The organism is Mesobacillus sp. AQ2 (assembly GCF_030122805.1).
GTDB classification, from domain to species: Bacteria; Bacillota; Bacilli; order Bacillales; family Cytobacillaceae; genus Mesobacillus; species Mesobacillus oceanisediminis_A.
Window position 1 is genome coordinate 2557792 of the sequence record NZ_CP126080.1, and the last position, 23119, is coordinate 2580910.

Below are 23119 nucleotides of genomic sequence, written 5' to 3' on the forward strand. Positions count from 1 at the left end.
AACAAGCCGCCATGGATTTTGGCGGCTTGTTTTTTAAATGACCTGAAAAAGTTCCTGGTCTACTTCTGCTAAAAGCGGACTTAATTCACCTCTTGAAAGAATATAAAGCTCATGCATAGCCCTCGTACAAGCCGTATAAAACAATTTCCTTTCCTCATTTCTTGTGTAGGAAGATGAATCAAAAATGATCACCGCATCAAACTCTATTCCTTTTGCCAGGTATGTTGGTACGACATTGACCCCGTTTTCAAAGGTCAAGGTGCCTTTTTCAATCAATCTTGCCTCATGGGACTTCTTGATGGATTCGAAAGCTTCTATGCTCTCAGCTGCTGTTTTGCAGATGATAGCGATGTTTTTATGATCCTTATTTTTAAGATCCGAAATAAGTCCAATCGTTCTTTCTGTGTGGTCAATATGTTTTCCGGGATTCACGACTACCGGCTTTGGACCTAAACGATTGAAAGGTTCAATCAGATTACCTCCTTCAATCAGCTCCCTCGTGAATTCTACAATCTGCTTTGTCGATCTGTAGGTTTTTGTAAGCTTGTAGGTTTCCTTATCTCCAAAGTCAAGCGCTGCTTCGGCAAAGATGGTCGGAGCCCCTGTAGGACCAGAGTAAATCGCCTGGTTCATGTCACCAAGCAAGGTCATTTTGCTGTACGGGAAAAGATTTTTAATATATGCAAATTGGAAAGGAGTATAATCCTGAGCTTCATCGATGAAGACATGGCGAATCGATGTGTTTGACTTCCTCCCTTCAATCAGATCCTGAAGATAGAGAAACGGTGTTGCATCCTCGTAAGGGATAGACTTTCTTTCCAGAGAACGGATTGTCTGGTCACAAATAGAAGGCCAATTAGTTGGCGCCGTATCTGCTCGAAGACCTTCATCCTTGAAAAAGTTCATAAAAATGGCCCTGTTATTTATGAATTTCAGTTTTTTCACTGCATTGAACAATGGTTTGAACCGTCTTTTTACGACAAGTTCAGATAGCCACTTTTCTTCACGGTCATAATCATGGAATGTATCTTCTGCTTCGCCTTGTTTTTTCTGGCTTTGTTTAAAAGCCTCGAGATAATCTTCCTTTTCAAGGAATTGAATTTCTTTTTCTACCCACTCCTGGGATTTTTCTGCCTTTGCTTTTTTCTTCAGTTCCTTGACCAGCCATTCCTTTACAAGCTGAATCCTATTCGGCATTGAAATACCCTTATCGAGTGAATCATAAAATTTGGCAATCTCATGCTTTGATATAATCGTTCGCTTCTTTAATGACAAGCTTTTAAAGATAAGTGTCTTTCTGGATAACTTCTCTGCATACCGGTCCAGCAATTCTTTTAATTCCAGGCTTGCTTTGAAACGGATGCCTTCAACTCTTTCCTGGCGGCTCTCATCGTTTTCTGCTGCAAGCAGATACTCCATCTGTTCAAATGGATCCTCCAGCTCGTATTCAGCACCAAAACGTGACAGGAGATATTCCTGGAATGTGGCCTGCTGCATGTTTTCTTCTCCAAGTTCAGGCAGGACGGTAGCAACATAGCTATTGAAAAGCGGATTAGGAGAGAACAGCATGATATTTTCTGATGAGATGATATTCCTGTACTTGTAAAGTAAATAAGCTACACGCTGCATAGCCGCTGACGTTTTGCCGCTCCCGGCTACTCCCTGCACAACAACAAGGCTGCTTGAGTCATTACGGATGATCTCGTTTTGTTCCTTTTGAATGGTCGCTACTATGGTTTTCATCTGAGTGTCAGCATTATTGCCGAGAACTTCCTGAAGCATCTCGTCACCAATTGTTACACCGGTCTCGAACATCGCCTTGATTTTCCCAGACCTAATGACAAATTGCCGCTTTAGCTCCATATCTCCTTGAATGGTCTCTGTTTCTGTTTCATATTGGGCAGGGCCCGGGGAGTAGTCATAATAAAGGCCAGAAATCGGCGCTCTCCAATCATAAATCAAGAAATTTTCTTCCTGCTCGTCCATTAACGAGGCAATACCCAGGTAGATTTTCTCTGCTTCGCTTTCACCGTCTTCTTTAAAATCAACTCTGCCAAAATAAGGGGAGAACCTTAGTTGGGAAAGTGTTTTAAGCTGTTTCACCATTTGCGATTGTGTACGCTCACGCTCTGATAAAAGTGCTGCCTGCTGTTTGATGCTTGTGAAGGTTTCCGCTACATCATCTGCTTCATCAAAGTTTACAGTTACATCCTCCCAAAACGTCTTCCTGATCTGAAAGGCATCTGAGCCGACATCACTTGAACTCGCCCTCCATTTTTTGGCCTTCCTATCAATTTCCTCAATGATGGAATGAACACGATCCTGTTCCATTTTTAAGGCGTTTAGCTGCTTTTCATCCATGAATTCCACTCCCCGAATCTATCCTCTTTTATTTGACAACACTTTTTATTTATGATATAATTATAATAAATTTATTCTGCCTACAAAACAATTCAGTGCCAACTTCCATTTTACTATTTACATATTTCGAATAGAAATACATACTCTCCAAAACACCTTTAAGGGTGTTTTTTATTTTTTGCACTTCTTTTTTATATTTATTCGAATTCCACCTATTTTAAACATCAAAAAAACCGCGAGCTGCAGACAATCAGCATCGCGGTTTTTCTTTTTACTTGCTTAATTTGATCAGGGACGCTATATTCGCAGCAGTATTTCTAACATACGTACTGGCATTATTGAATGCATCCTCTAGAGATATCACACCTGGTACAACACTGAATAAAATATCGATTCCGTGTTCGTGGACAATTTCACTGTCCTGTGCAACATGGCCAGCAATTGCGATTACAGGGATGCCGTGCCGTTTTGCGGTCTTTGCTACCCCAATTGGGGTTTTGCCAAAAATCGTTTGTCCATCTATTTTCCCTTCTCCAGTAATAACAAAATCCGCATTTAAAAGTTGCTCTTCAAGCTTTGTAGCCTCAAGAACGATATCAACTCCTCTTTTCAAGTCTGCTGACAGGAATGCCAGCAGGCCGCTGCCGAGTCCGCCTGCGGCCCCTGCACCAGAAATATGTTCGATATCTTTTCCTAGATCTTTCCGGATAATTTCTGCGTAATGTTGAAGATTGCCATCCAATACTTCAATCATTTCTGCAGTTGCCCCTTTTTGCGGACCAAAAATATGGGATGCGCCTTTGGGACCGGTTAATGGGTTATCCACATCACAGGCCACTTCGATATTCACCGCGATCAAACGGCTATCTGCTTGCTTCATATCAATGGAAGCCAATTCACCAAGAGATCCGCCACCTTCGCTGATCTCATTTCCATCAACATTGAGGAACTTGATCCCGAGGGCTCTCGCCATTCCTGCTCCTCCATCATTCGTGGCACTGCCGCCAATTCCGATGATGATCTTTTCCACACCAAAGTCAAGGGCGGCAGAAATTAATTCTCCAGTGCCGCGCGTAGTGGTTACCAGCGGATTGCGTTTCTCCCTGGATACCAGATGAAGCCCTGAAGCTGCAGCCATCTCGATAATCGCGGTCTTTCCATCACCAGACAGGCCGAAAAATGCCTTAACTGGCTCGCCAAGCGGTCCTGTTACAGTTTTTGAGATTATCTTTCCCTTAGTTGCATCAACGAGAGATTGTACAGTGCCTTCACCGCCATCCGCCATTGGAACTTTTACAAAACTTGCTTCTGGCAAAATCTTTCTCATGCCTGCCTCGATCGCGCTTGCTGCTTCAAGTGCAGTCAGACTTTCCTTGAAGGAATCTGGAGCTATTACGATTTTCATACTTTGTTTCTCCTCTCATTTACTAACGGAGTAATGTGTAAGGAAGGTATGGAGTTTAAAATAATCCATATTGATTTTGTGAAAATATATTTTTTAATTTGGCTCTGTTAAGGCTGAATGTTGATTTTTAAACCCTGTTGATTGTAGTGGAAGGCGCGTAGACTCCTGCGGGCTCAACTGGTCAGGTGAGACCCCGCAGGAGCAAAGCGATGAGGAGGCTCAGCGCCAGTCCCGCGGAAAGCGAAGCGCCTGGAACGAAAATCAACAGCCTTAATTAACAGAGCCAATTTCAAAAAGGTTTCTGAAGAAATTTAACCGAAAAATCTATCCAAAGAACTTAAAGATTCCAAAAATCAGGGTTGAAACGATGGCAAGTGTCAAACCTATTGCAGTTTCATACGGAATCAATTTCAGACGCTCTTTAATCTCCATATTCACACTTCCTCCAGTTGCATGGAAAAAGCTTCCGTGCGGGAGGTGGTCAAGCACAGTTGCACCAGCATGCACCATTGCCGCACCCGCCAATGCAGTTACACCCATTTCTAAAATGGTGGTTCCAAATACCTGGGAGGCAACAGCTGTTCCAGCAGTAGTCGAAGCTGTAGCAGCAGACATAAAGATACCCGATACAGGTGCAAGAACGAAGGCCGGAAGTCCAAGTGCATCAAGACTGTTGATGAGAACATCCTTTAAGCCTGAATTCGCGATGATTCCCGCCAAAGTACCTGTACCCAGAAGCATGATAGCGACACCGGACATTTTCCCAAGGCCTGATACAGCATAGTCATTGATATGCTTGATTCGTCCCATTGCCAGTGCTCCTGCAATCCCGCCGGCTGGCAAGGCAATCATTGGATCAATGTTTATATCAAACAATGGTCGAAGGGCAAGCAGGATAATCGTCACTAATGGGGCGACAATCGCTGGCACCACAAGCGGCAGCTCCCCGTTAACTTTCGTTTCGCTTTCCTCAGCTGAAACGCTTGAACCTTTATGAACCAATTTTTTAGCTAAAATATACGTGACTGTAAGTCCAAATGCAGCTGGGATGATTCCTGCTGCCATGATTGAAGTCAATGGAACACCGAACGCATCGGATGCAGCAATGGCATTCGGATTTGGTGACATGATGTTACCGGCTTTACCCCCGCCAATCATCGCAAGCAGAATCGCAGTTTTTGAGATGCCTGCTTTGCTGGCAATTGCCAGGGCAATTGGAGCGACTGTGATAACAGCCACATCAATGAATACACCAACTGTCGTAAGGATCATCGTTGCAATTGCCAAAGCAAGCAACGCCCGAGTTTCCCCGACTTTTTTAACAATCGTTTCCGCAATGACTGCTGCTGCGCCTGATTCAATCAAGACCCCGGCCAGTACACCTGCAGCGAGGATGCGCAATACAGCAGGAATAATTCCTTTGGCGCCCTCCATCATCAAGGTAACCGTATTTGTAACATCGACGCCGCCAACGAGACCGCCAATCAATGCTCCGGCGATCATTCCGTAAGCAGGTGAAACTTTTTTCAGTATTAAGAATATAGCTACGATAAGGGCTACTAATGCGCCGAAAGCGCTTACTTGAATATCCAAGTTGTGTTCCTCCTTCAAATCTTTGATTACCTCAATTGTAAGCGCTATCTCATTCGATTTCATTGGTCAAACCACCAAAAAAAGATCTGTATTAATACAGATCTTTCGTGCATTTGCACAATCATTCAAGTTCATTATTGAGAAATGACAAGTAAAGATGAAGCAAATCCGTGGTTTTTCGAGGATCTTTGCCTGTTATTTCTGTTATCTTGTCTAATCTGTACCTAAGGGTGTTCCTATGGATAAAAAGCATTTTCGCCGCACTGTTCATATCACCATTGGTATCAATCAGTGCTCTTAATGACTCAGTCAATTCCCCTTTAGTATCCCTGGCTTTTAACCTTGTATAATAAGGCTCTAAACCCTCAGTCAATCCCATATTTGAAGCTGTTAGGAGGAAAACAGGCAGATAATAATCTTCATACACGAAGATATCTTTGTCAGGTGCTAATTTCTGGCCTGCTTTCAAGGTATGTTCAGCCTGTTGATAAGACATTGCCAATCCTGTCAATCCAGGGTGTTGTTGTCCAATACCTATTTTTATGTACACATCACTGGTTGATTTATAACTGTCGACCCATCCCTCTGCCAGTTTTCTAACCTGATTGGCACTTTGGGCGGAAGGCATCCTCTTTAAAATCACTATCCTGTCATGCTGCATAAGCAAAAGGTCATCCTTTTCCAGTCTGCCTTTAAGAAAGGTGAAGGTTTTCTTCCTGTCAGAAGATAAAATAACCATCGCTATCCGAGGTAAATCCAGATTAATTCCCAAACGCATGGCCCTTTCCAGGAAAAGCGGATCCATCTTCCCTTGGGAATGGATAATTTGACTGACAAGCTCTTCCTTCAGCCTCTCATCCCACTGGATTTCATTCATTAGCACTGCTTGCTGCAGACTTAGTTCAGCAGCCATCCTGACAAGTTCACCAAAACTTCTGATTTCCTCAGGAGAACCAGTGATACCGATAACACCAACTATTTCTCCGTCAAAGCGAATGGGAAGGTTGATACCTGCCTTCACCCCATGGAGATTCTTTGCTTCTTTTTCTGTAATTTCATAGCCAGATCCCTGTTTGATGACATTGACAGCACCTTCATGTATATCATCGATTCGTTTCTGGTCCCCCGACCCAATGATGACACCCCGGTTATCCATTACATTGATATTTTTCCCGATGATTCCCATCGTCCTGTCAACAATCTCCTGAGCCAGCTGCTTGTCTAAAAAATCCATTCTATATTCCCGCCTCGCAAAACATATGTATCTACTTTATCACCATTACTTAATAAATATTATAAAACAAAGATTTTCTATTGATCATTTAATCTGAAGTGCATCCTGGTTCAGACAAATCAACGGCGATTACTCCTGATTTGTACGAAGTTGGCCCTGGTTCAGACAAAACGACGGCGATTACTCCTGGTTTTGTCCGAAGTTGACCATTGTTCAGACAACTCAACGGCGATTACTCCTGGTTTTGTCCGAAGTTGGCCCTGGTTCAGACAAAACGACGGCGATTCCACCAGGTTTTGTCCGAAGTTGGCCCTGGTTCAGACAAATCAACGGTGATTACTCCTGGTTTTGTCCGAAGTTGGCCCTGGTTCAGACAAAACGACGACGATTCCACCAGGATTTGTCCGAAGTTAGCCCTGGTTCAGACAAATCAACGGCGATTACTCCTGATTTTGTCCGAAGTTGGCCCTGGTTCAGACAAAACGACGGCGATTCCACCAGGATTTGTCCGAAGTTGACCATTGTTCAGACAACTCAGCCGCGATTACTCCTGATTTTGTCCGAAGTTGACCTTAGTTTAGACAAATCAACGGCGATTCCACCAGGTTTTGTCCGAAGTTGGCCCTGGTTCAGACAAAACGACGGCGATTCCACCAGGATTTGTCCAAGTTGAACAGTGTTCAGACAACTCAGCCCCGATTACTCCTGATTTTGTCCGAAGTTGGCCCTGGTTCAGACAAAACGACGACGATTCCACCAGGTTTTGTCTGAAGGCGACCCTAGCCTGACTAATAAATGCCGATAAAAGTAAAACGTGAGGAAGCTGTTCCTCCTCACGCAAAGATATTATTTGGTTAAAGCATGCTCTACCTTTATACAGCGATCCATGATCACGGTGTACCCTTTTTCTTTCAAAAAGCGATAAGCTTCTTCATTTTCGAGACCTAGCTGTGCCCAGAAGATATCCGCATCAATTTCTGCAAATTCCTTAGCGACGTCCATCAAATATTCCGACCTTCGGAAGACATTTACGATATCGACATGACCGTCTATTTCTTTAAGGGACTTTACCGCTTTTACGCCAAGTACTTCCTCCACTGCAGGATTCACTGGGATAATTTCATACCCTGCCTTCTGCATGGCTTCAGATACCATGTATGAAGTTCGCTGCGGATTATCACTTAAGCCCACTACCGCTATCCTTTTTGACTTTTTTAAAATCTTGCCGATTTCTTCACGGCTTGGATACTTCATTTCCATCCTCCATCACTCCAATGTTTAGTTTCTTTACTTTTATCCTACCCTCTAAAAGAATTATTTTAACTTATTAACCTGAAGAACAGTATACTATTAAGCTTCTTTAAAAGTTTGCATTTTCCTTTTCCTGGCTAATGAGAACTGGTCAGTTATAACTGCTATTAACGTCCCAAGAATCAAACCATTATTCAGGATTGAAACCATGATAGGAGGAACATGGCTGAATGCTTCTGCTGGTACAAACATGGACCCTACGCCTGCAAACAGGGAGGTTCCAATAACCGCCCGTGTCCTATGTTTGTCATTTTCCCGGTCGAATTCGGAAAATGCAATTCCAATCATATTAGCAAAGATCACAAACGTGACTGAATAGCCGACAGGTGCTGGCAATGCGGCAAATACAGACATGACTTGCGGCAGGAAGCTCGCTCCGATTATGAATAAAGAACTAATGATGAACGGCAGCAGCTTTGTGATTCTTGTTGTTGCGATAAACCCGGCTGCTCCTGAAATAGGCACAGAACCAATGGCAGAGAATAACCCTCCAAGGATCTGATTGATTCCGGCGGTATATCCGCTGGCACGGTAACGGTATTCACGATTATCAGCTCCCAGATCATTCAGCACTTGGCCTGTTACCCTGATGCTTGCGAGCATATTGGTTATGAGTAAGAAGGTGATGAATACAGAGGTTACCATCAGACCTGAATCATAAATAGGCGTCCCGAAAGCCAGAACATCCGGGAAAGCAAACACAGGTCCTTCATACCGATGAAAAGTCTCCCCTAAGTCAAGCAGTGAAAAAAGCAGCCAACCTGTACCCAAACTGATCAATATGGCATACTGACTGATTAGTTTTAAACGGTGACGGGTTAAGTAAAATGTTAAAGCAACCAGAAACAAGCTGAATAAAGCGACTGAAAGATTCACTTCGCAATTGCCTCTCCCAATCCCCATCATCCCCTTAAGAAATGAACCGCTTAATTGGATAACCAGCAGCAGCAGATAAATTCCACTGACAACAGGCGTGAACAATTTTGCCAGCTTGTCGATCAGCTTAAAAAAGCTTAACAGGAAAAAGACCACTCCGCTTACAATCATGGCGCCTTCCAGTGCCTGAAGGGTCTCAATATTAGAAGTGAACAAGGCAGTACTTAAACCTGCATAGATCGTGAAGACACCCCACCATAAACCGGCAGGTCCCTCGTTGATCGGCAGCCGGTGGCCGATCAAAGCCTGCAGAAGACTTGATATTCCCAATACAAACATTGTCCTTTGAACCAGGCCGGTTGTCTGTATTTCATTAAGATGAAAAACATCTGCAATCGCAATAGGGGCAACAATTGAGCCGGCAATAATAAAAGCCATCCACTGTATGGCTGAAAGAAAAGTTTTCATATGTGGATCTCCGTTCTAATAAGTTTCTAAATGTATAACCCATGTGCAGCACACTGATGCATTTAGTCTATAATAATATTTTAATTAAAGATATATATAAGGATGATTAGTTTTTGTCACAGGCATTCAAGGGCTTCCATCCAAGCTCTCAAACAAGAAAGGACACCCAGTGTCGGTGTCCTTTTGGTTAATAGCTGGTAAACCATAATATTCTTTGAATCCAGTAGACAATGTATTTAAATGGTGTCATTTTGTCCTTGTTTTCTTCATATTCTACTGTGTATACTGCAGATTCGTTATTCCAGATTTTCTTGAAATATTGGTCAACGTCCCTGGCGAGCTCACTGTCGGAAGGAGCGGATACTTTCATATTGGTTTCCAGATTTAGGTCAACCAGATTCCTTCGGGTAAAATTAGCTGATCCTCCTACTATGACATCCTTATCCTTACGGTCAAAATAAATCATTTTGGTATGATACTGTTCTTCTCCCGTCTTGTACCATTTAACCTCGATGTTATCACTGCCCAGATTTCTGATTTCTGCCGAAACCGGTATGTTTGGAAGACCGGTTTTCTGATTTCCAAAGGCATTTTTATTGGGATCGAGAATGATCTTTATTTTCGTACCTCGATCGGCCGCCTTGTCGATTTCATCAATAACGGATCTTTCAGCAAGATAGAACATTCCGATCCAAATTTGGTCACCCTCTTCACTTTTCTTCAACTCATTCAGGATATGTTTGAGAATCTTGCTTTCCGTCAGGACCTGGACTTCAAAGGGGCCAGTTTCTTTTTTTGGCATGTATTCAGGAAGCTCAGGCCCTCCCGAAAAGTCGGCGACAGCCTGTTCCGACTCGAGGATATCTCCGATAATATTTCCGCTTGTTTCAAGGGCGATATTCGAATGCAAACCGCTAGCATCATGAGGATTGGCAGATGTAATAATGGCCGTTTTTTCAGTCACAAACACTTTCCGATGATTCGCCTTTAGGTTCATCAATTCGAGATAAGAACGGATCGTTACATCAGGAGCATTCTTGGCCATGGGGTTCGGTATCCAGCCTTCACCGGATTGACCAAACCACTGAAAAAATAATCTCCAAACTGCTGAATATAGCGGATTGGAATCCCGCAAAGGGTCCAGGTCAGTAAAGACAACCTCGATTTCATTCTCCCTTAATTCTTTTAAAAATTTGGCTTTATGGGATCCATATGTCAGGTTGATTTCATCAGTAATGAAGACAATTCTGAGATTGGGATGTTTCTTCTTTTGGGCGATCAGTTTATCGGTGATGTTCCGGCTTAAGTCAGGAAATCCAAGATCCTCATTATAGTAATCATTGAACAGGAACATATCGAGGACGATGAAATCTTATGCTTCTTCGATCCTCTTCAAAACAGTATCAAAAATTTCCTGTTCAGTTTTTCTTTTGCCATCTTTTCCTTGATAGGTAAGATCATATAAAAATCGCACATTCTTTGCCCTATGGACATCACCTTCGTAGGAAAGGCCTGGCGGAAGGTCTTTATGTGTATGATAATAGGCTGTCAGGAGAACCAATAACCCAATGAACAGCATGAACATAAGCTTTTTACTTTTTATCATATTCTTAAACTTCACCATCGGGCAGGACTCCTTAAACTTTGATAGTATACTTATTCACTTCTTAAGCAAGTTATAAACTTAGCAAGCATGCAGCCGGGAAATTAACTGATTCCAAATCGAACAAACTCTGCTATTTCTTCGAATAGCAAATCTGAGTATAAAAGAATATTCTAATTTAACAGTTTTGGAAAATATACTAAGCCGGATGAAACCTTTGTTTCAAGAATTACATGGTGTTTTCAGGAGAACGTGGTAAAATAAAAGAACCGTAAAATCTTTAAAGGAGAATATTTCATGGCATTAAATGCAATTATTATTATTCTAGCTTATTTGCTCGGATCGATTCCTTCTGGATTGATTGTGGGAAAAGTATTCTATGGCAAAGATATCCGTGAACATGGGAGCGGGAATTTAGGGGGCACAAACACATTCCGGACACTAGGTGTTAAAGCAGGAATGGCGGTGAGTATCGCTGATGTACTTAAAGGTACTCTTGCTGCAAGTCTTCCTTTACTTCTTGATGCTGAAATCCACACCCTGCTGGTTGGTATTTTTGCAGTAATTGGACATATGTACCCTATATTTGCGGGCTTTCGCGGCGGAAAAGCGGTCGCTACTTCCGGCGGTGTTTTGCTTGCCTATGTACCGGTTTTATTCTTGTTCATGCTGATCTTCTTTTTCATAAGCTTGTACATAACAAAATATGTTTCTCTTTCTTCCATTTTGACTGGGATTGCTGCCTTCATTTACTCACTTTTCACCCGGGATCTTCCTCTAATATTGGTCGTTGCGGTGCTGGCAACCTTCGTAATATACAGGCATAGGGCAAATATTAAGAGAATCCGAAATAAAACAGAACCAAAGATCACGTGGCTGTAAAACAGTCAAATAAAAAACCGGCAAACCAGATGATGGTTTGCCGGTTTTTTATTTGCGGACGACTCCAAAGGCCTTCAGCGCCTGTCCCAAATTGTTGTACATTTTTACATCATCAAACCTGATGCCGAGAGTTACAACTGAATGGGCAAGTTCAGGCCGGATACCTGTAAGATTCACTTCCACTCCAGTAAGCTTCAGACCGTCGATGATCTTGAATAGTTCCTGGGCCACCATAGTATCGACAATGAATACTCCTGAAAGATCCAGGATCAGGCAATCAACTTCCTGGCGGTTTGCTTCTCGCAAGGTATGCTCCCTTAGAACTCTTGCTCTATGGGTATCGATATCGCCTATAATCGGGAGCACTGCCACTCCATCAACGATTGAAATCACAGGAGTACTGAGCTCATCGATAACTGCTTGTTGTGCTTTTAACCTTTTATTCGCCAATCCTGTATAGGACGCAGAGAAAATAAGTATCAAATCATCTATAAATCCGTTGATGACTTTCCCTACCCTCATACCTTCTCCCATGGTAAGCTGACTATCATTTTCCGTTATGCTTATAAACTCATCCCACAGCACATCGCGAATGATATGAAAATGCTTAATCGATTAACTAAGTGAAAGTCCTTGCCGAACCTTGTCCTCACTTACCCTTGTTCCCCAATCAAGTATGTCCTGATCAACCGATTCTCCTTCCATAATCCTTTCTAATAAACGAATTAACTTTCCAATCTGTTCTTTATAGAGTTCGGATTGTGATTGTCTTGCAAGCTTCAGGAAGGTATCCGGCTGGTTGTCACTAATCGATTGGTGTATCTTGTCAACTAAATCTTTTTCTCTTTCCTTAAGCAAATCATTGAATACCTTTGTCATGTTATATCTCCTTTATAGTAATCACATTTGTTCTTTATTAAAATATTTTCGTTCTTTATAATGAATATTTTATTTTTAATGGTATAATTTATATAAAAATGTCATATATATCCGAAAGAAATCGAATTTGGCTGTCTAATTTAATATTGCGAATTCCTGATGAAATTACCCAAATACGTATGTTTTCAAACAACATGATGCAGTGAATTTTTTAAAAGAAGGGAACCAGATGAAAATGATGAATCCTTCCTCTGCCTATAGTTTTTACCCAATGATCGAACCGAATTCTTCGTTTCGAGCTGATTTCACATCACAGAACGGTTCACATATTTTCCCGCTAAGCACAGTTCTCCCCTCTGAAAACAAGTCAATAGCTTTTCGTAAATTAATGGTAAAGGATGAGTTAACCATTATGATTGACAAAAAGAAGGCTGAATTGGAAAGTGAACTTCAAAATTTAAACCAGGAGATTCAAGAAAAACAACAAATCTTAAAATCATTGAAAACCGCTTTGACCGATGTATCCAGAGACTTTCAATCTGTTTCTTCAAGCGCTCTGGCGGCCGGATTCGCCCATGAAATAAGGAACCCATTAACTACAATAAAAGGATTTATCCAATTATTGAAGCCTGAGCTTCAATCAACTGGCAAACAAGAACTGGCCGACGTTGCACTGGAGGAAATCAATCGGGCAAACAGCTTACTAACTGAATTCCTATCTGTGTTAAAACCAACTCCTGCTGTGAAAAAAAGGCTTCCAATCAACGGTCTGATAAAAAAAATGAAGGATTTGTATACAAGCGAGGCAATCCTGAAGGGGATCGACTTAAGTTTTGAACTTCCGGATGAGGAACTTTTTATAATGGCAGAGGAAAATTCAATAAAACAAGTCCTGCTCAATTTATTGAAAAATGCAATGGAGGCTGTCGAAGGAAGTGGGAGAAACGATGGAGCCGTTAAAATGATTGCTGGAAAGGATGCGGATTTTGCAACGATCAGTGTAATTGATAATGGAAGCGGAATTGATGAATGGAGCTTAAAGAAAATCTTCACCCCTTTTTATACAACAAAGGCAGAGGGAACAGGCATTGGACTGGCAATCAGCAAACAATTAATTGAAAATCACGGCGGTGAAATGAACGTCTATAATGAGTCTTCGAGAACAATATTCAAGATCTCTCTACCCGCCCTGTTGTAAACAGCTTTTCGATTAGTCAAAAAATTGTCAAATTGAATTCGGTCTAATTGTACGATTGTTGATAAAATAAAAATAAGAACACAGGAAAGAAGGCGGACTAGTATGGAAGAAGTTATGAAGCTGACAGACCAATTTGTTTATTCAACCACAACAGCCGATGTAACGACTCCAGATGACTTTATAGTTGAATTCCTGGCTGATTTACATGAACAATCGAATCCAAAGACTATTAAGATCAAGAATCTCGATGAGTTAATGGACTTTATAGAAAAAATGGATAGCGAATAAAATGCGGCTCTTGATTGAGTCGCATTTTCATATTTTCAGGAGTTTAAACTTACCCTTCCCAAACACATCCCTAATATAATCGAGCTTGATTCCATTAAAATAAACCAAATCATCCTGATGGATCAAGATGTCGACATCATCGAAAGTGTAGATTTGATCATTGCCTAATGGCCGCTCTTCCAGAGCAACTCTGAGCTGGGGGCCTCCTCAGCCAATTCCCATAGTGAGGCGGATAAAAAGTTTTTCTCCGTCGCTGCTTTCTTTGCGGATTGCATGTTCCAGTATTTTTTTGGCGCTCTCCGTTATCTTGAACATCATCCTCCATCCTCTCTTTCTGCATTTTTCTCACATCTTCGGGACATGAAAGAATCAAATTTTGACAAAAATTTGAATATCATAATGAAACATATATATTTAGCATCTATCTTATAATATATTATCTTTAGGGGCAAAAAAATAGATAAGCCTCATCAAATACTGGGGAGATTTCTATGAGAAAAAAGAAGAAAACTTTTTTTGGCATGATCTTGGTTACCGGATTAAGCATTATAGCAGGAACACTAACATTCCAGATGTATCATGAAGCACAGGCAAAAGAACCGAATTTGACAGTAATACAAAAAAAACATTCTGTGCGAAGTATGGATGTATCCGGTAAAAATTTTGAGGAAACCGTGAAATTAGGGGCAATCGGCGATATTCTGATTCATGATACGGTTTATGAAGACGCTCTTACTAATTCAGGATATGATTTTAAACCGATGTTAACCAATGTTAAACAGCAATTAACGGAGCCTGACCTTCTGCTGGCCAATCAGGAGACCATTCTTGGCGGGGTCGAAATTGGTTTATCCAGCTATCCGGCGTTCAATAGTCCTGTTGAAATTGGGGATGCACTGATCGACGCTGGTGTCGATATTGTTTCCAATGCCAATAATCATTCCCTGGACCGTTCTGAAAAAGGCGTCATGACCTCCTTACGAAATTTGGAAGCTGCCGGGCTGCCTTATGTGGGTTCTTTCAAGGATGATGCTGACAAGAATAAATTAAGGATATTGAATAAAAACGGTATTCATATATCTTATTTGTCATACACCTATGGAACAAATGGGATTCCGGTACCCTTCGGCAAAGACCACCTCGTCAACCTGATTGACCGCGAGGTAATGAAAGCTGAAATCCACCGTGCCAGAGAGGAGTCGGATGTGGTTGTCATGAGCATTCACTGGGGAAATGAATACCAGCGCTTTCCGACAGATGATCAAAGAGAACTTGCTCAGTTCCTCATCGACGAAGGTGTAGATATCATCTTCGGACATCATCCGCACGTCCTTCAGCCAATGGAATGGGTGACCGCCTCTGACGGCAGAAAGGGTCTTGTAGTGTATTCTCTCGGTAATTTCCTGTCTGGTCAAATGTGGGATTACAAGGATATTGGAGGCCTCGCAACGGTGGAGGTTACAAAGCGCATCACTCCCGATGGTACTGATATTGCTTTGCAGAATCCAGAATTCCTTCCTACCTTCGTTTCCAGCAGCAGACAAAGCCATTACAGGGTGGTACCTTTGAAGGAAGCAGGGAGATTCGGTCTTGCCGACGCAGAAAATAAATATAACGAAATCATGCATCATATGACACAATACATTAAAAAATAATCCTGTAAGTGCCTGGCAAATGATGACCGGGCATTGCTTATGTTATAATCGGGGCATCTGGTATGGAAGGAGAACGATATGGAAATTACAATCAATGACGATGCGGCAGCCTGGTATGAAAACGAAATGGACCTTTCCACCGGAAGCTATTTACGCTTTTTTGTACGGTATGGAGGCTTCAGTTCGATTCAAAAAGGTTTTTCACTTGGCGTTTCGAAAGAGGAACCCGATCATATCGGCGTGAAAACAGACAAAAACGGAATCACTTATTATATTGAAGAAAAAGACATTTGGTATTTTGACGGCCACGATATGGTAGTGGATCTTCACCCTGTTGGCCAGGAACCCGAGTTTAAATTTGAAAAAAAATAAGGCGGGCGCATGTGCGCCTGCCTTATTTTTTGCCAAGAAAATTCTTAATGCCTTCCTTTTTCAATACCTCTTCCTGTTTCATGCCAAAGAGGTCGAAATGCGGGTAATCAGGTTTTCTATTGTCAATCCATTCAGGGCTGAGACCGTATTTTCTCCCCCACTCTGCCAACTTTTCAATGTCCCTGCACCCTGCTTTTGTCACCGTGGTACAACCAGGAAAACGGTCATCTATCCAGTAGTGAGTGAGAAAGGCAATCTCTCCTTTGCGGATTTTCTCTTTCCACTCTGCTAGTTCATGCCTTTTGATCCCGAATGCCAATCAGACCTGCTCCTTTTCATTCTCAGGCTTTTTCATGGCTTTTAGATAAGCTTCATGCCAGTCAGGAAAAGACCTTTTTAATGAAATGGGCCGGAAACTGTCCTTTTTGACACAGACGTGCTTTGAGCTGCCAGTGAGTGCAAGTTGACCTTCGCCATTAAAAATTTCATAATTATAGACAGAACGAATGCCATCATATTCTTCGACCCAAGTCTTGATTGTGGCAGTATCCCCATACCGCAAAGGTTTTTTATAAGAAGCCTGAATATCAAGGACAGGCGAGATAATGCCGTCCTTCTCCATCTCAGCATAATTAAAACCGAGCTCTTTAATCAATTGCGTCCTGCCCAGCTCCATCCAAACCAGATAATTTGCGTGATAAACTACACCCATCTGGTCTGTTTCTGCATATCTAACCTCTATTTCTCTTGATGAAATCTGCATCCTCATTCCCCTTCTGCTGATAGATTGTCTTGTTCAATAAAAATTTCCGAAACATTATTATGACAGTATTTTTGACAGCGCCGCTTCAAAATCCTGTTTCTCCAAGTATATAACATCCTGGTCCAAGTTCTCTACCGATCCGCCGCCCATCAGGCGATAGGCTTGAGACTGTATGGTTTCGTCCACCAGATTTGTAGCAAACCTTCCGTTCCCCTTAATCTCTGTTTTGGAAAGCTTTTCTGATAAAAAAACAATGGCCTGATCATTGATTTTATACTGATATTTTCCGGCATAGTTCCTGATAATGAGCAATAATTCATCGACACTATAATCAGGGAAGTGAAAAAACTTCTTGAAGCGTGATCGAAGGCCTGGATTGCTTTCCAACAGCAGATCCATCTCGGCAGGATAGCCCGCCAGGATGACGACAAGGTTTTCATTATGCCTGGTCATCTCATCCACAAGCGTATCGATCACTTCTTTGCCAAAGTCACCTGAGCTTTGACCAAGCAATGAATAGGCCTCATCTATAAAAAGAACTCCACCAAGTGCCTCACGGATTTTTTTCTTTGTCTTAATGGCTGTCTGGCCCACATAACCAGCGACAAAATCCGCCCGGCTGCTGGTAATCAGATGTCCCCGCTTTAACATCCCGCATTCCTTTAACAGTTCAGCGTAAATCTTTGCGACAGTCGTTTTTCCGGTCCCGGGGTTCCCGGTGAAGACAGAATGCAGCTGGATCGGTACAGCGGGCAGCCCTTTTTCCTTTCGGAGCTTCTGCATCCTTACGAAAGAAATAAGCGAGGTGACTTCTGATTTTACCGTATCCAAACCTACTAATGCCTGGAGGCGATCAAGTGGTTTTTCTGCTGAAGGCTTGGAAGATGATTCAAAGTCTGCTTTTTCCAACAACGTATATGTTGAAAAATCATCCTCTTCAGACTTTCTTGAGCCTTTTTTAAATATAGCTTCCAATACAAGGTTACGCACTGTTCGCGCATTGCCAAATGTATCATCAACTCTTTCCTTTTCAATTCTGTCCCTTAGCTCAAGCTTTGCAGGTTCAGTCATGGCGTAATCATTATCCCGCGCTGCCTGCTCGGCAATCTCCATCAGTTCATCTTCCGTATAATCAGGCAGATGAATAAAATTCGATTGTGGGAAACGAGACCTTAATCCAGGATTTGCATCGAGAAACTGGCGCATTTCTTCTGGATATCCAGCAAGGATTACCGCAAATTTGCCTCCATATTCATTTCCAGTCATTAGGGATACCAGTGTATCGATTGCAGTTTGGCCATAGTCATTCCCTGTCTGGCCTTCACGCTTAAGACTATATGCTTCATCGATGAATAACACACCGCCAAGAGCCTGTTCGACAATTTTGCGTACGTTTTCCTCGGTCTGCCCAACATAAGCGCCGACTAACTGTGAACGGTCAGCCTCGATGATTTCTTCTCTCGGCAAAACACCAAGTTGATGATAAATTTTTGCAAGCAATCGTGCAAGCGATGTTTTTCCTGTTCCTGGATTGCCTGTCAGCACCATATTCAAGCTTTGGTCATCTTTTGTTTGCAGTCCAAGTTCTTTTCGCTTTTGCTGATATTTGAGGAAACGATAAAAATCATTCACTCTCTCTTTTACGGATTCCAGGCCAACCATCTGATTTAGTTCAGCCAAAGGATCCGTTTCCGACTGGTTTTGAAACTCCATATCCTCGGCGAATTCTTCTTTCCATTGAAGCTTGATTTCATCAAGGTTATGAAGTCTTTTTTTCATTTCTTCATAGTGGACTGCTGTATGGAAAACGCCCGTTACCGACTCTTCATATAGTTCTGTTGCTTTCAGGAGTGCTGCTGTTTCATCGATTGCCTTTTCGAGTAATTTTGTCAGCCTGCCGAATTTTCGGCTTAAATCGGAACCATCTCCTGGTGTCTGTTCCTTTAGCTCATCCAGCACTTCTTCGGCATGTCCAAGGAATTGCTGGGAAATATCGATGTATTGTTCTGCTGTTTTCTTTTTCAGTGCCCGATTGTCTGTTTCCCTGATCCGAGGGTAGACCAGGTTTTCGAACAAATTCCCTTTATTCTTCCATTGGTTTGACGCAAGCAGGGATTTAGCTTTTTTGTTAGAAGCATCTTGCTCAACCGCTGATTTCAGCCACTCAAGGACAAGTGAATCAAATCCGTTCCGTTTAGCTCTTGATTGAGCTGCCAGCGTCAAAACATGTGACAGTTTTGTCGGCGCTTCACTTTTTGTCAGTACTTTAATGGCTGTAATCAAACCAGCTTCATCACGAATGAAACCCTTAGAATGTATTTCTTCCTCCCAAAGTAACAGCTGTTCATCTAAAGGGATTTGCTTTTTGTGTTGTTCCATACGAATCACTTCTTTATCTATAATTTAACGAATGCCATTTCAACTTTACATTCCGTATATTAACACATTTTCCCGCAAACGAAAAAAGACCCGCCTTTACGACGGGTCTCTCCCCTTACTGCTGTCTGTTAGCTTCATCCTTAATTTCTGCCCTGAAGGCATCAATACTCTCACGGCGGCGCTCATTCTTCTCCTGAATCCGCTGCTGGTCTTCAGGACTCGAATTATTCATTGCAGCCTCAGCATCTTCCATGTTCGCAATGGTGTGATGGATCATCGACTGCAGCTTTTCTACATTATCACTGCGATCGTCTGGCTTTGGTGTATGGTTTGCCATTGTCATGTACCTCCTTTTAAAAAGTACAACAATAGTATGTGATGAATGAAAGTGAATATAAGCGGAAAACAGTGGATACTTTTTCGACAAAGATTTTATCGCAGATATAGTTGCTTTCTGGGTCTTAGGCATTGGGTACGGCATTTTGAGAGAAATTAAATAAAAAATAAAAGCCTGCCATCTATTCGGCAGGCGTGGTTCCAAGATCTATTCACCTTTAGTCTGGATTACCTGTGCATGTTCTCCAGATTTATCATTCATCTTCTTGCCCTTGTTACCGCTGAAACCGCGCGGCTGGGTTCCAAGGTGGCTCGGAACATGGTGCTTGCTGTCCCTTTTAGGATTACTCATGACCATCCCTCCTCTAGATTAAGTTTTACCAGAAGAAGAGTTAATCATGAATGGTAATGTATGAAAATTACTCAGCTTTACCTAAGTGTTTTTGCTCTAATTTTGCCTCGATTTTTTCGAGTGCATCACGGTCATTCAGAAGTTGACGTTTATTTTCCATAACTAGCTCTTGAAAAGAACGTTTTCTAGGTTTCCTCATCGTGTTCACCATCCTTTATCATCATTCTAACAGTTATTATGTCCGGAAACGGTTGCAATTATTACAACTTTTTGAAAATTTAATCGTATTTTATTCATACCCATATTTTCCGGGTACTCTTCATGCAATTTTTCCCATAAAAAAAACACCAGGAAGGGTCCCTGATGTGTCATTTTAACAGTTCTTCCATTTGCTCATAACTCATGGAACCAATATGCTTTCTTAAGATCACTCCATTTTCGTCAATAATAAAGGTAGTCGGAATCGAAATAATCTGGTATGTCTGCTGTGTTGTGCCAGATTCGTCAAGCAAGATCGGAAATGACAGCTTATTTTTTTCAGCAAATGTTTTTACATCATTTTGGGGATCCAGATTAATGGCCAAAATTTCTACCTCCTCTGAGTGACTTTTGTAAAACTTCTCCATCGCTGGCATTTCCTCTTTACATGGCGGGCACCATGTAGCCCAAAAGTTAATCATAATCTTCCTGCCCTTATATTCATTAAGATCAACCTTTTCCCCTGCAAGGTTTTTTAAGGTAAAAGGTGGTGCCATCAAACCAATATCTATTCCAGCAGATGTGGTTGAAGCCTGAATGGCGCTAGGATCATCTGCCTTATAAAAATGCTGATAAGCAGCAAACAACAGCAATCCAGCAAGAATACCAGCACCAATCGCTTTTTTAATCATGAAGTACCCTCCTTAGACTTAGTTACAAGTAGGTTATCCCAAGTATACTAAGATAATGAAAGTGGATATGTCAGAATATATGATGATTGTGTGAACTATATCGTTGCAAATAAAAAACCGGAGATCTTATCTCCGGCGGTCTTCCTCATTATTTTTCAAAAAGACGCGGCAGTTCCTCACTGTAATTTCCGCGCATGATTCCTTTTTCGGTGATGATGGCTGTTATCAAATGATGAGGTGTGACATCAAAGGCTGGATTGAAAACCTTGACGCCCTCAGGAGCAGTTGATTTCCCGAATCCGGCCGTGATTTCTTCTGCAGCACGCTCTTCAATTGGAATGTCTTCACCTGTTTTGGTTTCAAGATCGATGGTTGATAACGGCGCTGCCACGTAAAACGGAATATTGTGGGCTTTTGCCAGTAAGGCAACACCGTAAGTACCAATTTTATTTGCGACATCGCCGTTGGCGGCAACGCGGTCGCAGCCGACAATGACTGCCTGGACTTTGCCTTGTTGCATTACCATTGCCGCCATGCTGTCAGTTATAAGAGTCACATCGATCCCAGCCTGCATCAACTCCCAGGCGGTCAGTCGGGCTCCCTGCAGCAATGGACGCGTTTCATCGGCAAATACCTTTATATCCATGCCTCTTTCCTTCGCCAAATAAATCGGCGCCAGGGCAGTTCCATACTTTGCTGTCGCAATCCCGCCTGCGTTACAGTGAGTCAGGACTGTCATCCCATCTTGAAATAAACTTAACGCATTTTCACCTATGGAGCTGCAGACATTTTCATCTTCCTGGCGAATGGTATGAGCTTCTTCGATCAGCAATTTCTTAATACTCGTTACAGGTTTCCCGTTTTCAGCCTTGGCGCGTGCATCCATCCTATTTAGAGCCCAGAACAAATTGACTGCAGTCGGCCTGGAGGTGGCTAAATAATCTGCCTTTTCCTTGAAATACTCATAAAATGTCTCAAAGTCTGACTCAGGTGCGTCTTTGATGCCGAGAGCCAGTCCGTAGGCAGCTGCAATGCCAATTGCTGGAGCCCCTCTGACTTTTAGCTGTTTAATCGCGTCCCATACATCCTCTATATCCGTGATTTCCAGGAATTCTGTCACCTGTGGAAGTTTTGTTTGGTTCAATATGTAAAGCTTTTCATCGTCAAATTTTACCGACTGTAAAAATATCTCCTCCATGCTGCTGCTCCTCCTTCTGCATTAACACAATTTTGAAACTAAATATCATTTTACCAATTTTCAGGCATTGAGCAAGTGAAATATTAAGTGGGCGTAGTTTTCATATTTATAAATATAAGATGCACTCAATCAATGTTATGATCATGAATACCAAGCTGCTGTTTCACCAGTTCGATGAAATTACGTGCTGGCCGGGATAGATGGTGCTGCTTCAGCCAGATCAACCCTATCGATGAAGTCAGGGTCGAATCTGTTATTTCTCTGGCATACAAATTATTTTGGCCGTATGACCGGAATACCGATTCAGGAACGATGGTCGCGCCAATCCCTGAAGAAACCAGCTTCATCAGGATATTCATGTCAGAACACTCAGAAATGATCTGCACAGGCAGCTGCGCTTTTGTTATGGCCTCATGGATGATATTATAGCTCCCAAGTCCCTCTGTCGAAGGAAGGATGAGCGGGAACCGGCTGATCGTTTCAAATGATATACTTTCATCAATCTTCTCCCTGCAAACAAACACAAATGGCTCATTATACAAATGAAGATAACTTAAATCATGATGAGACAAGGGAAGTCTGACAAGCCCCAATTCAATAGAGCGATTTCTTACAAGTTCAGCCAGGTAGGCAGAATCATTTTGGACAATACGCAAATAAACCAGAGGAAACAAAGAATGGAATTCGTCAAGCCATTCCGGAAACTGGGGAACGGAAAGTGTATTGATTCCCACTGATAAATTCCCTTTCCTGCCTTCATCGGTTTCTTGAAGTTCATTTTTTACTTCCTCAAATGAATGGACAATATTGAGTGCATGCCGGTAAAGCAATGTTCCTTTATCAGTCAGCTCCAGTTTCTTTCCATGCCGTTCAACGAGCATTACTCCCAATTCTTCTTCCATTTGTTTCAATTGAAGGCTTAACGGAGGTTGTGACATATGAAGACGATGTGCAGCCGCTGTGATGTTTTTTTCCTCCGCAATCGCAATGAAATAACGCATTTGTCTAATATCCATGTAATCCCTCTATTTAAAAAAGATATGATTAATATATAAATTATATATTTTCAATATACC

24 protein-coding genes are annotated in these 23119 nt (G+C 42.1%); 5 read left to right on the forward strand and 19 right to left on the reverse strand.

Annotation, left to right across the window (positions count from 1 at the left end):
- Positions 1 to 33 precede the first annotated feature (33 nt).
- From helD to QNH36_RS12845, 8 genes are all read right to left on the reverse strand, one after another.
- Entirely contained in the window at positions 34 to 2361 is a 2328-nt protein-coding gene (gene helD, locus QNH36_RS12810; RefSeq protein ID WP_283903604.1) for an RNA polymerase recycling motor HelD, read from the reverse strand.
- A 271-nt stretch (positions 2362 to 2632) separates the two neighbouring features.
- Positions 2633 to 3766, reverse strand: coding sequence for a glycerate kinase (locus QNH36_RS12815; RefSeq protein ID WP_283903605.1), 1134 nt, complete (start codon positions 3764 to 3766; stop codon positions 2633 to 2635).
- Between the two features lie 324 nt (positions 3767 to 4090).
- Positions 4091 to 5359 carry a GntP family permease gene (locus QNH36_RS12820; protein ID WP_144480906.1) on the reverse strand — a complete coding sequence of 423 codons (1269 nt, stop codon included), beginning with the start codon at positions 5357 to 5359 and terminating at the stop codon, positions 4091 to 4093.
- A gap of 121 nt (positions 5360 to 5480) precedes the next feature.
- Positions 5481 to 6593, reverse strand: a complete 1113-nt coding sequence (locus QNH36_RS12825; RefSeq protein ID WP_283903606.1) for a sugar diacid recognition domain-containing protein — start codon at positions 6591 to 6593, stop codon at positions 5481 to 5483.
- Positions 6594 to 7439: 846 nt separating this feature from the next.
- Positions 7440 to 7853 carry a CoA-binding protein gene (locus QNH36_RS12830; RefSeq protein ID WP_144480867.1) on the reverse strand — a complete coding sequence of 138 codons (414 nt, stop codon included), beginning with the start codon at positions 7851 to 7853 and terminating at the stop codon, positions 7440 to 7442.
- 90 nt (positions 7854 to 7943) lie between these two features.
- A complete protein-coding gene (locus QNH36_RS12835) occupies positions 7944 to 9248 on the reverse strand; it encodes a purine/pyrimidine permease (RefSeq protein ID WP_283903607.1) in 1305 nt (434 codons plus the stop codon).
- 187 nt (positions 9249 to 9435) lie between these two features.
- Complete coding sequence (locus tag QNH36_RS12840; RefSeq protein ID WP_283903608.1) at positions 9436 to 10602, reverse strand: phospholipase D family protein; 1167 nt, start codon at positions 10600 to 10602, stop codon at positions 9436 to 9438.
- Between the two features lie 18 nt (positions 10603 to 10620).
- Positions 10621 to 10872, reverse strand: a complete 252-nt coding sequence (locus QNH36_RS12845) for a hypothetical protein (RefSeq protein ID WP_283903609.1) — start codon at positions 10870 to 10872, stop codon at positions 10621 to 10623.
- A gap of 276 nt (positions 10873 to 11148) precedes the next feature.
- Here QNH36_RS12845 and plsY point away from each other — a divergent pair, with 276 nt between their 5' ends.
- Positions 11149 to 11733 carry a glycerol-3-phosphate 1-O-acyltransferase PlsY gene (gene plsY / locus QNH36_RS12850; RefSeq protein WP_144480861.1) on the forward strand — a complete coding sequence of 195 codons (585 nt, stop codon included), beginning with the start codon at positions 11149 to 11151 and terminating at the stop codon, positions 11731 to 11733.
- Between the two features lie 48 nt (positions 11734 to 11781).
- Here plsY and QNH36_RS12855 read toward each other — a convergent pair whose 3' ends face one another.
- Together QNH36_RS12855 and QNH36_RS12860 are read right to left on the reverse strand one after the other, a co-directional pair.
- Complete coding sequence (locus tag QNH36_RS12855; RefSeq protein WP_283903610.1) at positions 11782 to 12255, reverse strand: STAS domain-containing protein; 474 nt, start codon at positions 12253 to 12255, stop codon at positions 11782 to 11784.
- Positions 12256 to 12348: 93 nt separating this feature from the next.
- Positions 12349 to 12612, reverse strand: a complete 264-nt coding sequence (locus QNH36_RS12860) for a hypothetical protein (protein ID WP_283903611.1) — start codon at positions 12610 to 12612, stop codon at positions 12349 to 12351.
- Between the two features lie 229 nt (positions 12613 to 12841).
- On the opposite strand from QNH36_RS12860, the gene QNH36_RS12865 reads away from it, so the two are divergent.
- From QNH36_RS12865 to QNH36_RS12880, 4 genes are all read left to right on the forward strand, one after another.
- Entirely contained in the window at positions 12842 to 13810 is a 969-nt protein-coding gene (locus QNH36_RS12865; RefSeq protein ID WP_144480857.1) for a two-component system sensor histidine kinase NtrB, read from the forward strand.
- 102 nt (positions 13811 to 13912) lie between these two features.
- Positions 13913 to 14098: a hypothetical protein gene (locus QNH36_RS12870; RefSeq protein WP_144480855.1), complete on the forward strand. Its 186-nt coding sequence runs from the start codon at positions 13913 to 13915 to the stop codon at positions 14096 to 14098.
- A gap of 491 nt (positions 14099 to 14589) precedes the next feature.
- Entirely contained in the window at positions 14590 to 15753 is a 1164-nt protein-coding gene (locus QNH36_RS12875; protein WP_251540200.1) for a CapA family protein, read from the forward strand.
- A 78-nt stretch (positions 15754 to 15831) separates the two neighbouring features.
- On the forward strand, positions 15832 to 16125 hold the full coding sequence (locus tag QNH36_RS12880) for a HesB/YadR/YfhF family protein (protein ID WP_144480851.1): 294 nt from the start codon (positions 15832 to 15834) through the stop codon (positions 16123 to 16125).
- Positions 16126 to 16147: 22 nt separating this feature from the next.
- Here QNH36_RS12880 and QNH36_RS12885 read toward each other — a convergent pair whose 3' ends face one another.
- The 9 genes from QNH36_RS12885 to QNH36_RS12925 form a co-directional block, all read right to left on the reverse strand.
- Positions 16148 to 16444, reverse strand: coding sequence for a hypothetical protein (locus QNH36_RS12885; RefSeq protein WP_251540203.1), 297 nt, complete (start codon positions 16442 to 16444; stop codon positions 16148 to 16150).
- Positions 16445 to 16888, reverse strand: a complete 444-nt coding sequence (locus QNH36_RS12890; protein ID WP_251540205.1) for an acyl-CoA thioesterase — start codon at positions 16886 to 16888, stop codon at positions 16445 to 16447.
- Positions 16889 to 16945: 57 nt separating this feature from the next.
- A complete protein-coding gene (locus QNH36_RS12895) occupies positions 16946 to 19267 on the reverse strand; it encodes an AAA family ATPase (RefSeq protein ID WP_283903612.1) in 2322 nt (773 codons plus the stop codon).
- A gap of 115 nt (positions 19268 to 19382) precedes the next feature.
- Entirely contained in the window at positions 19383 to 19604 is a 222-nt protein-coding gene (gene tlp / locus QNH36_RS12900) for a small acid-soluble spore protein Tlp (RefSeq protein ID WP_144480844.1), read from the reverse strand.
- 207 nt (positions 19605 to 19811) lie between these two features.
- A complete protein-coding gene (locus tag QNH36_RS12905) occupies positions 19812 to 19955 on the reverse strand; it encodes an acid-soluble spore protein N (RefSeq protein WP_144480842.1) in 144 nt (47 codons plus the stop codon).
- Positions 19956 to 20022: 67 nt separating this feature from the next.
- Complete coding sequence (locus QNH36_RS12910) at positions 20023 to 20154, reverse strand: FbpB family small basic protein (protein ID WP_144480839.1); 132 nt, start codon at positions 20152 to 20154, stop codon at positions 20023 to 20025.
- 169 nt (positions 20155 to 20323) lie between these two features.
- Positions 20324 to 20845 (reverse strand): peroxiredoxin family protein, encoded by a 522-nt coding sequence (locus tag QNH36_RS12915; RefSeq protein WP_283903613.1) that lies wholly within the window; start codon positions 20843 to 20845, stop codon positions 20324 to 20326.
- A gap of 148 nt (positions 20846 to 20993) precedes the next feature.
- Complete coding sequence (mtnA, locus tag QNH36_RS12920) at positions 20994 to 22043, reverse strand: S-methyl-5-thioribose-1-phosphate isomerase (RefSeq protein ID WP_283903614.1); 1050 nt, start codon at positions 22041 to 22043, stop codon at positions 20994 to 20996.
- Positions 22044 to 22168: 125 nt separating this feature from the next.
- On the reverse strand, positions 22169 to 23059 hold the full coding sequence (locus QNH36_RS12925) for a LysR family transcriptional regulator (protein ID WP_144480834.1): 891 nt from the start codon (positions 23057 to 23059) through the stop codon (positions 22169 to 22171).
- Between the last annotated feature and the right edge of the window lie 60 nt (positions 23060 to 23119).

Coding starts and splice junctions, on each gene's coding strand:
- helD (WP_283903604.1), bottom strand. CDS start 2,361: ATGGATGAAAAGCAGCTAAACGCCTTAAAAATGGAACAGGATCGTGTT.
- QNH36_RS12815 (WP_283903605.1), bottom strand. CDS start 3,766: ATGAAAATCGTAATAGCTCCAGATTCCTTCAAGGAAAGTCTGACTGCA.
- QNH36_RS12825 (WP_283903606.1), bottom strand. CDS start 6,593: ATGGATTTTTTAGACAAGCAGCTGGCTCAGGAGATTGTTGACAGGACG.
- QNH36_RS12830 (WP_144480867.1), bottom strand. CDS start 7,853: ATGGAAATGAAGTATCCAAGCCGTGAAGAAATCGGCAAGATTTTAAAA.
- QNH36_RS12835 (WP_283903607.1), bottom strand. CDS start 9,248: ATGAAAACTTTTCTTTCAGCCATACAGTGGATGGCTTTTATTATTGCC.
- QNH36_RS12840 (WP_283903608.1), bottom strand. CDS start 10,602: ATGTTCCTGTTCAATGATTACTATAATGAGGATCTTGGATTTCCTGAC.
- QNH36_RS12845 (WP_283903609.1), bottom strand. CDS start 10,872: ATGGTGAAGTTTAAGAATATGATAAAAAGTAAAAAGCTTATGTTCATG.
- plsY (WP_144480861.1), top strand. CDS start 11,149: ATGGCATTAAATGCAATTATTATTATTCTAGCTTATTTGCTCGGATCG.
- QNH36_RS12855 (WP_283903610.1), bottom strand. CDS start 12,255: ATGAGGGTAGGGAAAGTCATCAACGGATTTATAGATGATTTGATACTT.
- QNH36_RS12860 (WP_283903611.1), bottom strand. CDS start 12,612: ATGACAAAGGTATTCAATGATTTGCTTAAGGAAAGAGAAAAAGATTTA.
- QNH36_RS12865 (WP_144480857.1), top strand. CDS start 12,842: ATGAAAATGATGAATCCTTCCTCTGCCTATAGTTTTTACCCAATGATC.
- QNH36_RS12870 (WP_144480855.1), top strand. CDS start 13,913: ATGGAAGAAGTTATGAAGCTGACAGACCAATTTGTTTATTCAACCACA.
- QNH36_RS12875 (WP_251540200.1), top strand. CDS start 14,590: ATGAGAAAAAAGAAGAAAACTTTTTTTGGCATGATCTTGGTTACCGGA.
- QNH36_RS12880 (WP_144480851.1), top strand. CDS start 15,832: ATGGAAATTACAATCAATGACGATGCGGCAGCCTGGTATGAAAACGAA.
- QNH36_RS12890 (WP_251540205.1), bottom strand. CDS start 16,888: ATGCAGATTTCATCAAGAGAAATAGAGGTTAGATATGCAGAAACAGAC.
- QNH36_RS12895 (WP_283903612.1), bottom strand. CDS start 19,267: ATGGAACAACACAAAAAGCAAATCCCTTTAGATGAACAGCTGTTACTT.
- tlp (WP_144480844.1), bottom strand. CDS start 19,604: ATGGCAAACCATACACCAAAGCCAGACGATCGCAGTGATAATGTAGAA.
- QNH36_RS12905 (WP_144480842.1), bottom strand. CDS start 19,955: ATGAGTAATCCTAAAAGGGACAGCAAGCACCATGTTCCGAGCCACCTT.
- QNH36_RS12910 (WP_144480839.1), bottom strand. CDS start 20,154: ATGAGGAAACCTAGAAAACGTTCTTTTCAAGAGCTAGTTATGGAAAAT.
- QNH36_RS12915 (WP_283903613.1), bottom strand. CDS start 20,845: ATGATTAAAAAAGCGATTGGTGCTGGTATTCTTGCTGGATTGCTGTTG.
- mtnA (WP_283903614.1), bottom strand. CDS start 22,043: ATGGAGGAGATATTTTTACAGTCGGTAAAATTTGACGATGAAAAGCTT.
- QNH36_RS12925 (WP_144480834.1), bottom strand. CDS start 23,059: ATGGATATTAGACAAATGCGTTATTTCATTGCGATTGCGGAGGAAAAA.